Source organism: Rivularia sp. PCC 7116, from assembly GCF_000316665.1.
In the GTDB taxonomy this organism is placed as follows: Bacteria; Cyanobacteriota; Cyanobacteriia; order Cyanobacteriales; family Nostocaceae; genus Rivularia.
The window spans coordinates 5695085-5708915 of record NC_019678.1; the positions used below are offsets into that span (position 1 = coordinate 5695085).

The 13831-nt window shown below is 36.9% G+C and carries 9 protein-coding genes and 1 pseudogene; 4 read left to right on the forward strand and 6 right to left on the reverse strand.

Annotated features, from left to right (window positions below):
- Positions 1-179: 179 nt before the first annotated feature.
- On the reverse strand, positions 180-1697 hold the full coding sequence (locus RIV7116_RS22010; RefSeq protein ID WP_015120526.1) for a hypothetical protein: 1518 nt from the start codon (positions 1695-1697) through the stop codon (positions 180-182).
- A 262-nt stretch (positions 1698-1959) separates the two neighbouring features.
- On the opposite strand from RIV7116_RS22010, the gene RIV7116_RS22015 reads away from it, so the two are divergent.
- Entirely contained in the window at positions 1960-3594 is a 1635-nt protein-coding gene (locus tag RIV7116_RS22015) for a glycosyltransferase family 39 protein (protein ID WP_015120527.1), read from the forward strand.
- A 185-nt stretch (positions 3595-3779) separates the two neighbouring features.
- Here the strand turns inward: RIV7116_RS22015 and RIV7116_RS22020 are convergent, their stop codons facing one another.
- Entirely contained in the window at positions 3780-4184 is a 405-nt protein-coding gene (locus RIV7116_RS22020; RefSeq protein ID WP_015120528.1) for a hypothetical protein, read from the reverse strand.
- Between the two features lie 1582 nt (positions 4185-5766).
- Positions 5767-6168 (reverse strand): AbrB family transcriptional regulator, encoded by a 402-nt coding sequence (locus RIV7116_RS22025; RefSeq protein ID WP_015120530.1) that lies wholly within the window; start codon positions 6166-6168, stop codon positions 5767-5769.
- Positions 6169-6525: 357 nt separating this feature from the next.
- Between RIV7116_RS22025 and RIV7116_RS22030 the strand changes: the two genes are divergently transcribed.
- The 3 genes from RIV7116_RS22030 to pyrR all read left to right on the forward strand — a co-directional run bounded on the left by RIV7116_RS22030 (position 6526) and on the right by pyrR (position 8785).
- Entirely contained in the window at positions 6526-6969 is a 444-nt protein-coding gene (locus RIV7116_RS22030) for an Rrf2 family transcriptional regulator (protein ID WP_015120531.1), read from the forward strand.
- A gap of 158 nt (positions 6970-7127) precedes the next feature.
- Positions 7128-8099, forward strand: a complete 972-nt coding sequence (gene cbiB, locus RIV7116_RS22035; protein ID WP_015120532.1) for an adenosylcobinamide-phosphate synthase CbiB — start codon at positions 7128-7130, stop codon at positions 8097-8099.
- Between the two features lie 143 nt (positions 8100-8242).
- Positions 8243-8785: a bifunctional pyr operon transcriptional regulator/uracil phosphoribosyltransferase PyrR gene (gene pyrR / locus RIV7116_RS22040; protein ID WP_015120533.1), complete on the forward strand. Its 543-nt coding sequence runs from the start codon at positions 8243-8245 to the stop codon at positions 8783-8785.
- A 96-nt stretch (positions 8786-8881) separates the two neighbouring features.
- On the opposite strand, the gene RIV7116_RS22045 is transcribed toward pyrR, so the two are convergent.
- From RIV7116_RS22045 to RIV7116_RS22055, 3 genes and pseudogenes are all read right to left on the reverse strand, one after another.
- Positions 8882-9277, reverse strand: a complete 396-nt coding sequence (locus tag RIV7116_RS22045; protein WP_015120534.1) for a nuclear transport factor 2 family protein — start codon at positions 9275-9277, stop codon at positions 8882-8884.
- A 79-nt stretch (positions 9278-9356) separates the two neighbouring features.
- Positions 9357-10820, reverse strand: a pseudogene (locus RIV7116_RS22050) (response regulator); the annotation flags it as partial.
- On the reverse strand, positions 10787-13828 hold the full coding sequence (locus RIV7116_RS22055) for a PAS domain-containing protein (RefSeq protein WP_015120535.1): 3042 nt from the start codon (positions 13826-13828) through the stop codon (positions 10787-10789). The pseudogene RIV7116_RS22050 and the gene RIV7116_RS22055, both read right to left, overlap by 34 nt.
- Between the last annotated feature and the right edge of the window lie 3 nt (positions 13829-13831).

The following is a 13831-nucleotide window of genomic DNA, read 5'->3' on the forward strand; positions in this document are numbered from 1 at the left end:
AGTTCCCCCTAAATAACCCGCTAAATTGGGGGACTTTAACCCCCCTTTTTCAAGGGGGGAAGGGGGGATAATCCGAGATAATGAATAAAAACTATACTTTTCAAACATCTTTTAAGTTGTAATTGAGAATTGAGAAAATTAATACTATTGTACTCCCAATGCCCAATGCCCAATCTTAATTACGGTTTACCCCCAGTATTTCTGACTTTAGACACTTTACCGATCAAGTCAAACCAGAAAGGGGCACCCATTGCTATAGCAATACCGCTGATTATCCAGCCAGGAATTGCCCGTGCAAATCTTAATAAAGATGTCCAACCGCCCCTACTTGAGGAAAATGAACCGACTTGCTGTTTAATGTTGACTTCAGTCCAACCGATAGGTAAAGATATATCCGATAAAGCTTCTTCTGTTTGACTTCTAAGAGTTCCGATGTCTATATAATTTAAATTGTCTTGATTTCTAACTAATATATCTCCAGCATTGTTTACAATCGTATTCCTTAATGCTGAATCTGTAGACAGTCTACTTATCATATGAAATGCATCTGCATTTGCCGTTACGGCAATAATAAAACCAATCAACAGTGCAACTCCTTTAGAATTGCGTTTGTAAACACCACTAGCTCTTGTCATAGAACTATTAAAGGAGTTTTCCATTTCTTGTTTTAATACATTGATACCGGATTCTGTTTTATCAATTCTTGTTTTAGTACGATGAGCTAAAACAGTTAAGTTTTCTGTTATTGACTGTGGTAAAAGATTAGTTAATTGCTGAAAATTTTGATAGGTTTGATTGTCCTTATCTTTAATTGCTTCCTCAAATTCTTTGTAAACGCTACTACCTTTCTTCATCAACTGAACTATTTCACTGACATTAGGTTGCAAACCTCCTAACATAATTGCTCTTTCACTAGAAACAAACATGTCTTGTTTTAGAAAATTGAGTTTGCGGATGGCTTTATTCGTATATTCGCTTTCTGGTATTTCTGCTTGAAAAGTATTTATATACCTATCAACGCTTTCTGACATGCGGTTAACACTGGTATCTAAATTCGCTTTTTTTTGATTGTAGTTCCACAATATTTGTTCAAAATCAGCCTGCATTTCGGCGAATTCTTGATAAATCAGGCTGAAAAAATTAGTAAACTTCTCATCACCTTGCACTTGCCCTTCTAAAGCAAATAAAATGTTTTGTATTTCAGCAAGTCTTTCGTTTTTAAACTTTTCCAACCTAGATTCTGAAAGTTTTTGAGAAAAATCGGGTATTTGCAACGTTTCCATCAAAGTAGTTGCATAAATATCAGCAGGAATGTAAGATGGTCCGCTATGTTGACCATTACCAAAAATAGTTTCACTCTTAGTTGTTCCAGGACGTGCAATTTTTAAAGGACGAGTCAAAGAAGAAATAGCCCAAGTTGCTTTTCTAGGTAAAGTTGCCAAAAACCCCTTTGCTTCTTGATTAATATTTTTCAGTAAAGGATTACTATAGATTTGATTTACTAACTGAATTACTTTTGCCTCTTCAGAATTATGAACGCCACCTGCAAGCAAAATTTCAATAGATTTCCTGAGATGTGCAGCACGCCATTGTAACAATGTAGCAAGTAATTCCTGTATTTCGGAGGCTAACAAACTTAAAATTAAGTAAGTAAATACCAAACCTAAAGCAATATCTAAGATAAAAGGTAGATTCATAATTTTCCTCTAGTAAAATTTAATTATTGATGTTGGTAATATTCGCTTCTATTCAATTTGTAAATATTATTTAAATTTTTATAAAACTTCCCCGATTGTTTGTGCTGGGATAACATTCAAAAATTTATCAAAAAAATAGAAATAAATTAGATTTAACGAGATAATGATCCATAGAGTAGTTTCGCACGAATGTTATGATTGGAGATTACTCTCAAGGTTTCTCTGTAGTTTGAGCAGCGATTTAAAACGATTGTCCTAGTTTATGCAAAAAGGAAGCTTTATTTGGGATCGCGTTGAAAAACAGTATCGTCGAATGGACAGACGAATAGATAGAATATGGATAGTAATACTCACTATTGCCGCAGTAATACTTTTTACGATTCATCTAGGAGAGTTGCCGCTGCGAGACTGGGATGAAGGCACTGTCGCACAAGTTGCGCGGGAATTGGGACGCGCTCAGGCTGGCGAGATGCGATGGCTTTTCCCAACTCTTTGGGGGGAGCCTTATCACAACAAGCCACCATTGATACATTTGATGATTGCTTGGGCTTATTCAATTGGCGGTGTAAACGAGTGGACTACACGTTTACCCGGTGCAATTTTAACAGCTCTTTCAGTACCTTTTCTGTATAGTATTGGCAGAGAAATATTCCATCAGCGAATTTGTGCCGTCTACAGCGCTTTAGTTTACCTAACAATGTTGCCTGTAGTCCGCCACGGAAGGCTGGCTATGCTAGATGGTGCTGCGGTTTGCTTCTTCACGATCATGCTTTTATGCGTGTTGCGATCGCGTCGTGATTTGCGCTATTGCTTGGGTGTAGGCATCGGTTTTGCATTAATTTGTTTGACCAAAAGCATTTTAGGTATATTGCTTGGTAGTGTGGCGATGATATATCTATTTTGGGATACCCCACGATTGCTTAGTAGCAAGTATATGTGGATGGGAATGCTTATTGGCGCTGCTCCAGTAGCTTTTTGGTACGGTGCCCAATGGTTACATTACGGTCGTGATTTTGTTAATAAAGGAATGATGAATCAATCCTTTGGCCGTATTTGGTCTTCCGTTGAAGGGCATTCTGGGCCACCTTGGTATTACTTCTTGGAAATTTGCAAATACAACTGGCCTTGGTTGATTTTTGTACCAGCTTCTTTACGTTTTGCTTGGAAAAATCGCAATCTTAGTTGGGCAAAACTCGTACTAGTTTGGTTCGGTGTTTATTTGATAACCATTTCTATCATGGGAACCAAGCTTCCTTGGTATGTTTTCCCAATTTATCCTTCAATAGCTTTGGCAATTGGAGCAAAACTAGGTGAAGTCGAAAATTTACCTTTATTAAAGCCACTACCAAAATTTTGGGTAGTGATGTTGAGTATTTTAGCTTTGATTTCCGCAGTTGCAAGTACTTACTTCAGTTCCATTGCAACACCTTCACCGGAATTACCGCTGATATTTGCAACTTTTAGCGTCACAATGGCTTTAGCGGCTCTGAGGGCACAACGAGGCGACAGGCAGTTCCTCAAAGTACTTCTGTGGGGAACCTATGTATCTTTATTATTGTTTGTGAAATCTAATTACTGGGTATGGGAACTCAATGAAGATTATCCAGTTAAACCAGTTGTGCAAATGGTAGCCCAAGCAAATCTAGAGAAAAATACGGTGGTTTACATTTCTTCAACCAATCATCGACCTTCATTAGATTTTTATAGCGAAGGTACCATTAAACCTGCATCTCCAGATAACTTGAAATATTATTGGAAACACGATCGCAAACCATATTTCTTGCTCGACGAAAAGGCTTTGACAGATTTTTCATCAGGTTCATTACAAGTTCTAGGCAAGCAAGGGAAATGGACTCTAGTTACAAAAAAAAATATTGCCCCGCAATCTAAAGAATGATTAGATACGGGGCTGTCTTTAAAGTTTCATTTGAGTATGTTAGATGCTACCAAAATTTTCCACCTATAAATAGGTAATTCGCAAATTTAATATATTAATACAGATAAGCAGGTAGCCATAATCAATCAGCCTGACGTGTTTGCTTAAAAACACAATTTTTGACCGATATGCCCAAAAAATACAATTCACTTTTCTTCAATACCGGAATTTTTCTCTATAGTCAACCCATTCAAAGGCTTTTGAGCATCCGAATCTGTAGTATTTGTGTGAGTATTTCTTTGAGTCACAGTTAACATGCCGCATATAATAGCGCTCCCCAAAATAAAAGCCATTAAAGGATGCTTAAAAAATACAAAATCTCGTAAAATTCGAGCTAAAGGTCGGCTTTGACGGCGTAGTACAGATGAAAGAGTAATTTGTTTTAAAGGAAACGGGTCGCGCACATAGTTACCGCTACGACATACCACCAGCCTTTCTTGACAGTAAGGACAGTTGTATAATCCAGTACAACTTTTCAGCGCTTTTGCCGTAGCATTTTTTTGGCAAATGGGGCAAGTAACGTAATGATTATCAAAGGTGTGTGTGTTCATCTACCTCGTCCGCCTATTCTATTAACTCGCTGTATAACAATTGGTATAACTGATAAATTTGTGCTTATGACATCCAAAGACGGTTGAAAATAAGCAATGCGCGATACATATAAATGTTCCATAAAATTATGAACATTTTTATGACTGCAACACGAGTATAGCTATATTTAAATAACTCTGACTTCGCAAACCCAATTTTAATCAAGCAATCGCCTATTGATTTAATTGCGGTTAGCTTATATGTGTGAAATACTACATTTCTACTCCATTAATGTATGTGATAGTCCAAATCGACCGTCGCACGCGATACAAAAAATTGTATACTGCTTTCTTCTTTACTTGCAAAGCTTACCGTGGTAAAGCTTTTCGCAACTGACTTTTATCTACTGTTTACTATTTAAGCACTTCCTCCACGAAAATTCTGAGTATTTACAGTTTTTTTTACCAAAGCTTTGTAAAGGTATCAGATAAATTATAGAAAATACCCATAAAACTTTTTCTAAAAGATATTTACAGAACAGTCAATTTGATTAAATTATAATTATGTTCCTTGAAGGAAAAACCATTATTTTACAGCTTGCTACGTAACTTTTCACAAGATAGTAGGGACTGTTAAAAGCTAACTTCTTTATATACGTTTAACTTATATTTTTTTTACTAACCATAAATAACTATAAAGATAATATCTCTATAGAAGCTATACAAATTTTACAAAAAACTTAATAAAGCTAAAATTCTGAATAAACTTAGCTGTTAAATTTTCTCAATTTTCTATCGAATATATATATTCTCCATTAACTGATACGAAAAAATATGACGCTTTGTGTACCAGAAAATTGATAAATAGATGTCAATCAAATTAAAGCTATTTCTGGTTTTTTGCCTACAGAAATTGAATTTATATTTGGATAACGAAAATAATAATTATTCAAATACAGGAGAATAGAAACCATAAAAAAGCTGCCTGCAACCATCACAGGTTTTCAGGCAGCTACTACAACTAATGGTTGAAGTATAATAATTGACATTAATTTAGAGCAGTATTTTCATTGCTAATTGACGAAACAATGAATAGATATCCTGAAGAAAAAGACATCAACCACACTTTTATTTAAATCAAATTCATCTAAATAATCGTTAATCGCAATTATGGATGTTTATAGAGATTAAAACAAATCATAATTGTCAGATCGATATTTTGCTTACCTGCTTTGATAAATTTATCCCCTTCAGAGCTATAGATTTTATCCTGCGAAATTTCTCACTTTACGGAGTGTATTTCTAGAATAATAATTTTCCAAGCGCAATTTAATGGATAATCCACTAAAAGCTTATTTGCTCTTAGCTATTTTCCAAGCTATACGGGGATATATGTTAAAGCGAGTAGCGACTTCACCATTATCTATCAATAGCAGTTGTCAAAAGATACAAATGCAGCTATCAGAAAGTTGCACGTCTTGTCAATCTCCTCAATAGAGAAAACAGGCATCTTGAGACTATTTTGATGTCAAGATGTACATCTAATAATCACCATTCGTCATGTTGATTATAGAGTAGCCATTATAATGATTTTGCGACAGTCTTAATCTTCTTCTTCTTCTTCTAAATCTTCTGGATCTACTTGTTTTAGACGAATGTGCTTTTTGCCTAGAGTAATGATAAACTCATCTCCCGGTTTAAGACCCATTTGTGTTGTATAAGCCGAACCGATCAATAAATTTCCATTAGACTGCACGCTAATTCGATAGCTTGCACTACGTCCTCCACGCCCATTAGCACCAGAAGAACTATCTAACTGAATACCCTCAGCATCAATTAGGGCATTCAAGAATTTCATCATGTTAACGCGCTCGATACCGTTTTTCGTAACGGTATAGTAGCCACATTGTTTGGCTTTATCTTCTTTACTTTCGTTTTCTAGCTCTTTGACTTTCTTGAGTAGATCTTCGCCGACTAGAGGTTCAATTTTTTTCTGTTTAGCCATCAACTTAAATCAAAAACTAACGATGGATGTGGTGGAATCGATTTCATTTTAACTGACATTGAGGTATTAAGAACAGTGTATATGATGAATTTTATTTTTTTATTAGCCAACAATATAAAATTTGCACTATTCATTCTTATTATTTTTCGATGCAGACTGCTTACTGCTTATTGATGGCATCAAAAAAATTAACCAAATTACAAAGCAATAACCGTAACTATATAAAAAATTTCTCCTCAGATCGATATTGTTAACTTTAGCGTTCTTGAGGTCTTTTTACTTCAAAGAGATGCTGCTAAAATATTCTTACGATCAAAATATTCTTAAATTGGTGCCAACAAATATTGCTGAACCTAAATGAAACTTACCACTAAAGGGCACTATAGTGTAAAAGCGTTATTAGATTTGAGCTTGCAGCAAAAAAATCGCCCTTCTTCAACTAAGGTTATTGCAAGCCGTCAAAATATTCCCGCTCCTTATTTAGAAAAACTACTAATAGAAATGCGTCGTGCTGGATTGGTAAAATCAATTCGCGGTAAAGATGGTGGATATCAATTAGCGCGAGAACCTGTCAAAATATCTTTAGGAGAAATTTTAGAAGCTGTCGGCGAAACAATAGAACCTTTACCTCACCATAGAGCTTACCCACAAGCTTCTGTTGATTGGGTCACTTTCAGTCTTTGGCATAGACTATCTCAAAAGCTTAAAGAAGCATTATACAGTATTACTTTAGCTGACCTTTATTATGATGCTCGCAGCTGGCAAGCTTCTCTTGGAGAAGAAGCTAGTTTTGTGGTTTAGTTATCAATGAACGGTTGCAATTTTAGTTTTTTACCGACGTACTCCTAAAAAAGTGGCAAGCCTGCTCATTTGTTACAGAGAAATTGTCACCGTTAATTGCGACTATATCGGTACTTAACCGTCGAGTCAATTGATAAAAACTGTTTTAATTTCTTCTGTTGTTTTATTCTGCTGTTATCTTAATCCTTGCTGCTAGTTTAGATTACTCCATCGGCGACCCCTGGAATTGGCTTCATCCCGTACAAGTAATGGGCTGGCTCATTTCCTACTTAACTAAATTAGCTCAGAAATATTGTCATAATTCTCTAACACAGCGTTTAGCAGGAATATTAATAACTGCAATTTTGGTAATCGGTAGCGGTGTGGTTAGCTGGTTAATAAAACAATCTGCTATGTTGATTCATCCCCTGCTAGGAATCTTGATAGAAACTATCCTATTAGCTAGTTGTTTCGCACTCAAAAGTTTAAGAATCGCAGCAGAAACAGTCTTGCAACCTTTAAAAATAGAAAACATCGAGGAAGCCCGTTCTCTTCTGAGTAATTTTGTTGGTCGAGATACACAAAATTTGACATCTGAAGACATTTTACGCGCTGTTTTAGAAACAGTAACAGAAAATGCTACTGATGGTGTAATGGCTCCTCTTTTTTATGCAATTATTGGTGCTTTTGTACCAATAATTGGACCTTCTTCTTTGGCTTTAGCATATAAAGCTAGTAGTACTCTTGATTCTATGATTGGTTATCGAGAAGTTCCATATATTTATATTGGATGGTTCAGCGCCCGTTTAGAAGATTGTTTAACTTGGTTGCCATGTAGGCTAACAGTTATAACTCTATCTTTGTTATCTCGTAAACCCCTAAAGGTGATTAAAATTTGTCAGCGTGATGCTCCTAAAGATGCAAGTCCTAATTCTGGGTGGAGTGAATGTGCTTATGCTGCAATTTTAGGAGTACAAATGGGAGGAACTAATTGGTATCGTGGAATAGCGAAAACAAAACCTTTGTTGGGAGATGCGATTTATCCAATTACTTCTGATTCGATTCAAACTGCTTTACAATTAACTCGATATTCTTTTTTGTTATGGCTGGGGGGAGCCGCATCTCTACTCTTATTAACAACATTAAGGTAAAGATTAATTTAGACAATTAGGTTTGGGATTGTTTGTAATTCATCGTAGAAAAAAATAATTAAGCTTTAAAGCTTTATATTAAGTGTTACCCATTACCTAATCAATCTAAAATAGTATACTTAATGACTCAGTAATATCGGTTTATGAGTGTGTCCGTAAAAGTAGTTAAAATCCTATCACCAGAAGAACTTCGTCGTACTTTAAGAAGACTCGCTTCTGAAATAGTCGAAAGAACCCGCGATTTATCTCAACTAGTGCTTATAGGTATTCATACTAGAGGAGTACCTTTAGCTAATTTATTGGCAAATCAGATTGAAAACTTAGAAAATGTAACTGTGGCAGTAGGCGCATTAGACATTACATTTTATCGCGATGACTTAGATCAAATTGGTTTAAGAACACCGTTCAAAACTAGGATACCCTTTGATTTGACAGGAAAAACCGTTGTGCTTGTTGATGATGTCATATTCAAAGGAAGAACGGCTCGTGCTGCTTTAAATGCAGTAAATGAGTACGGCAGACCAGAATTAATCCGTCTCGCTGTTTTGGTAGACAGAGGTCATCGTCAAGTACCGATTCATCCAGATTTCATTGGTAAAAAGTTACCAACCGCAGCCGACGAAATAGTTAAGGTTTATTTACAAGAAACTGACGGAAAAGATGGGGTAGAGTTGATTGAAGATTGAATGATATTTAGTAATTGGGCATTGGGCATGGGGCATTGGGCATGGGACGTAGGTAATTATAAGTTATTAAACCTTTGACCTTTGACCTTCAATCTATTACCTGTTACCCATAACCGGACTTGCATGATGGTGAACTAGATACCATTTGCCACCGAGTAATTCAAATACATTAGTTGCTAAAGATTGGGCTTCCATTCTCGAACCTTTGATGACTTGCATCACATTTTCAACTAGTACGACATAGGCAATATTTTCCCGAATTTCTATCGAAATAACATCTGTATTTATTTCAATATAAGGAGTATTTTGAAAAATTTTTACCCAAGAATTATAAACTTGCTTCCAGCTACGAAGTATATTCCATCCTGGGTGTACGCAAAGAACTCCAGTTCCTTGCGACCATATTTCACTCATTGCATTAATATCTTTCTTCTCGAAGGCTCGATAGAAAGCTTCGTTTGCTGCTAATATTTCAGAACGCTGTTCGGTCATTGTTAAATAGGGAATAGGGAGTAGGTAGTAGAGGTTTTATTAAGTACTATATTCAGGATATTGAAATTATTCACAATAATTAATTGTTGCTTTTGACATCACCAATAGTTTGTAATAATTGCTTTGCAGTGTAGGGTTTTGATAAAAAAGCTTTGATGCCAACTTCGGTAATTGTATTTACTTTGTCGTTGGAGATTAGTCCGCTGACAGCAATAATTTTTACTTGAGGATTAATTTTTTGCAAAGTGCGGATTGTTGTTAATCCATCCATCATTGGCATGATAATATCCGTTAATACAACAGATATTTCATTTCTATGTTCGGCATATAAAGCAATTGCCTCGATACCATCGCTGGCTGTGATTGCTTTATAATTATAGCTTTCTAATGATTTTTTTGTAATATCTCGAATAGAATCTTCGTCATCTACGACTAAAATTAATTCCCCTTCACCTAATGGGAAATCTCTTTCTACTTCTTCTTGAATTTCTTTTATTTCTTGTGCGGGTAAATATACCTGAAAATTACTTCCTTTGTTTATATGACTTTGTACATTAATAAATCCATTGTGACTGTTAACAATACCTAGTACTGTAGAAAGACCTAATCCCGTACCTTTTCCCAGTTCTTTAGTTGTAAAAAATGGCTCAAAAACTCTATCTAAAACTTCCGGAGAAATACCAATTCCCGTATCAGCAACGGAAATCATTATATAAGAACCAACTTTTGCATCGAGATGCATTTGGGCATAGTTTTCATCTACTATAAAATTGGCAGCACAAATAGATAATTTACCTCCGTTGGGCATGGCATCGCGAGCATTAACACATAAATTCATCATCACTTGATGCAGTTGAGTTGCATCTCCTTTAATCATCCACAGATTTTGTGGTATTTCCTCCGATACTTGAATTGTTTTCGGGAATGTTTCTTTAATAACTTGCTTGATTTCATTTATTAAAGGCTCTGGTTGCACTAAAGTGCGATCGCCTTCGATTCCACGGGTAAAAGATAATACTTGTTTAACTAAGTTTGCCCCGCGTTTGGCATTATTAATTAATATTGGTAAAAGCCGCTTGCTCCGCTCGTCTTGAAGCTGTGATTCTAATAATTGTGCTGTCATCAAAATCGGCGCTAGTACGTTGTTTAAATCGTGAGCAATACCGCTAGATAACGTACCAATACTTTCCAATCTTTGAGCGCGAAGAAATTGCGATTCTAATAATTTTTTTTGGGTTATATCAGTATTTACAACCAAAATTGATTGTGCTTTGCCTTCATACTCTTTTAATAACGTCCACCGGCTTTCAACGATAATTTCCCTGCCTTTTGTGGTTTGATAAAGTTCGCCTTCCCAAGAACCATTTTTAATTAAAGTATTAATAGCTGACTTGATTGCTGATACTTTTTTCTCTTGCCAAATTTCCGCTGTTTTTTTACCAATCGCTTCATCTTTTGGACATTGATAAAGACGTTCGGCTGCTTTATTCCAATATAAAATTTTGTTATCTAAATCGCGTACAAAAATAGCGCTGGATGAAATTTTAGAGCATTACTAATTAAGTTTTGTAGCAATTGACGCATTTGCACTGCGTCAGCTTTAATGTTGGGCAGTTTACCAACTTCTATTAGCGCGTTTGTCTGCGCTATGGGTATTTCGAGATCGGATAATACTTCTCGCACAATCTTTGCGAGACTTACCTCTACAAAAGGTTGTGCCCTGGTAGTTATCCTCGAAAGTGTAAGTAAATCTTCAATTAAAACTTGCATTCTTTCGGCTGCATTCTGCATTCGCCGTAGATAATCGTATCCCTTATCCGTCAAGGAATCTTGACAGGTAGCTTTTAAGCGATCGCCAAATGCTGTAATTTTACGTAATGGTTCTTGTAAATCGTGGGAAGCGATAAAGGCAAATTGTTGTAATTCTTCGTTAGAACGGGCTAATTCTTCTCGCTGACGGGTTTCTTGTTCTAACAGTTTGGCTTGCGAAACAGCTATACCAATTTGGTCGGCTAATTGTTTTAATAATTCGGTTTCCCATTCAGTCCATTCACGGGGACGATCGCATTGATGAGCAATTAATAATCCCCAAAGTTGGTTTTGGACTATTACGGAAACTACGAGGTTAGATTTAACACAAAATCTCTCTAGTAATTTTACATGGCAAGGTTGAATGTTAGCTTTTTTAATATCGGTAATAGCGCTAATTCTGCCTTGGCGATATTTTTCCATGTAGTCACTGCCGAAGCAGGGGTCATCAATATTTTGCCCGCAAACTACGGGTAAGCCGGGAACTACTGCTTCCTTAACAGCTTTCATGGAACCATCGGCTAATAATTGGACAATTAATACACGGTCGGCATTAAGTAATTTTTGCACTTCCGTAACGCTAGTTTGAAGAATTTCATCGATGCGTAAGGAAGTACGAATCTTGAGAGTTATGTCAGAAAACAACTGCGAGCGCAAGTTTTGCCGAATTAATTCTTCTTGTACCCGTTTGCGCTCGGTGATGTCCATCATCGCGCCAATCATCCTTACCGGTAAGCCTTTATCGTCGCGAACGACATAACCACGATCAAATATATGGGCATAAGAACCATCCGCTTTGAGAAAACGATATTCGTTTGCCCAAAATGGTTGAGCGCTGTGAACAACAGCATGAATATCGGCAAAAATTCTCCGCCTATCTTCTGGATGTACGTGTTCGTACCACCAGTCAGTATTGCATTCTACAGACTCTACGGAATAACCAAACAAAGTTTCTACCGAATTATTCCACCAAACAGTATCTGCAAGTAAGTTCCAATCCCAAACTGCATCGTTTGTTGCTCTGGCTAGTATTTGAAAACGTTGTTCGCTTTGTCTTAGTTGTTCTTCTGCTAATTTACGCTCGGTAATATCTGTATGAGAACCCGCCATCCGCACTACATCCCCAGCAGAATTCCATAATGCTTGACCTCGTTCTAAAATCCATTTGTAACTCCCATCTTTACACTGGAGACGATGCTCGCTTATATAAAAAGGGGTTTTTTGCTCGAAATGATTTTGAAGATTTTGTACTAGTAAGTCTATATCCGCAGGATGCACGCGGCTCATCCATAGATCTAAATCATTACCAATCTCTTCATCTTTATAACCAAGAATTTCTTTGGAGCGAGTGGAATGAAAAACCTGGCTAGTTTTAATATTCCAATCCCAAATACCGTCATTGGTACCTCTTATTGCCAACTGCCAGCGCTGTTCGCTTTCTCTGAGCGCGTCTTCCATGCGTTGACGTTCAATAGCTGTAGCTAAAATATTCGCAATTGCTTGTAAAAAAAAGATGTCATCTCTACTAAAACTGCGTTTTTTAGTAGTATGCGCCCCCAAAATCCCAAAAGGACGGTCTTTTCCGTGAATAATTACCGATAATCCGCTAACTACGTTGTGATCGAGCAATAATTGTGGTCCGCTAAACCGCGTTTCTTTTGTTAAATCTTCCACAATTACTGATTCTTGCGAAGTAATCGTATAGCCTGCTTGCGAGTTTTCAGCAGCATTTACCGTTGCGGTTCCTACAAGCCCAGAATGCCAGCCAATACCCGAGCGCAGTAGAAACTCATTACTATCGGGTAATAATTCTAAAATTTTGCAGTATTCCACCTCAAGGGATTGAGCAATGGTAGTAACAGCTTGCTGCATCAAACTATTTAAATCCATCCGAGCTAGTGCTGCTTGAGAAATTTCTGCCACCAATGCTTGTTGACTAGCATGAGCTTCTAAAGCTTGCTGCGCCGTCTTACGGGCAGTGATATCCATATCAATCCCCGACATTCGCATTGCTCTGCCAGAAGCATTACGAAAAACCAAACCTTGAGAAGCCAACCAGCGAATACTACCGTTGGGTAAAACCACGCGAAATTCAATGCTATATTCTCCTCCCTGCTCAATCGCACTTTGTATCGTTTGATTGACTAAATCTCTATCTTGAAGATGAACAAAACTAATAAAACTTTCATAAGTTTCATCAAAGCTTAAACCTGCTTCACCAAATAGCGCTTTGATAGTATCTGACCAAGTTACTTTATTACTAGCAATATTCCAATCCCAAATTCCCATATGGGCAGCTTCTAATGCAATTCTTAATTGCGCTTCTTGCCATTGTGCTTGTTCGGTTTGCTGCCTTAATTTTTTCATGGTTCTGCGAGCTTCGAGCAGGCGTAGCATTCGTTGACGCAATATCAACCATTGAATTGGCTTAGTTATATAATCTGTCGCGCCGACTTCAAAAGCTTTTTCAACAGAACTTTGCTCGTAAAGAGCAGTAATCATTAATATCGGTATATCTTGTCCATCAGGAAGTTGACGCAAACGCTCGCAACAGCTAAAACCATCCATTTGCGGCATCAAAGCATCTAGCAGAACCATATCCGGTTTTAACTGAGTATATGCACTCAATGCTTCCTCTCCATTACCCGCTTGGGCAACCGAATATCCCGCCGATTTGAGTAATTCGCGCAACTGCATCCGCGTTAATTCATCGTCATCTACAACCAGAATTAGATTAGTCATGTT

What these genes read in the sequence shown, in the direction of transcription:
- RIV7116_RS22010 (WP_015120526.1), bottom strand. Translation starts at nt 1,697, where the DNA reads ATGAATCTACCTTTTATCTTAGATATTGCTTTAGGTTTGGTATTTACT.
- RIV7116_RS22015 (WP_015120527.1), top strand. Translation starts at nt 1,960, where the DNA reads ATGCAAAAAGGAAGCTTTATTTGGGATCGCGTTGAAAAACAGTATCGT.
- RIV7116_RS22020 (WP_015120528.1), bottom strand. Translation starts at nt 4,184, where the DNA reads ATGAACACACACACCTTTGATAATCATTACGTTACTTGCCCCATTTGC.
- RIV7116_RS22025 (WP_015120530.1), bottom strand. Translation starts at nt 6,168, where the DNA reads ATGGCTAAACAGAAAAAAATTGAACCTCTAGTCGGCGAAGATCTACTC.
- RIV7116_RS22030 (WP_015120531.1), top strand. Translation starts at nt 6,526, where the DNA reads ATGAAACTTACCACTAAAGGGCACTATAGTGTAAAAGCGTTATTAGAT.
- pyrR (WP_015120533.1), top strand. Translation starts at nt 8,243, where the DNA reads ATGAGTGTGTCCGTAAAAGTAGTTAAAATCCTATCACCAGAAGAACTT.
- RIV7116_RS22045 (WP_015120534.1), bottom strand. Translation starts at nt 9,277, where the DNA reads ATGACCGAACAGCGTTCTGAAATATTAGCAGCAAACGAAGCTTTCTAT.
- RIV7116_RS22055 (WP_015120535.1), bottom strand. Translation starts at nt 13,828, where the DNA reads ATGACTAATCTAATTCTGGTTGTAGATGACGATGAATTAACGCGGATG.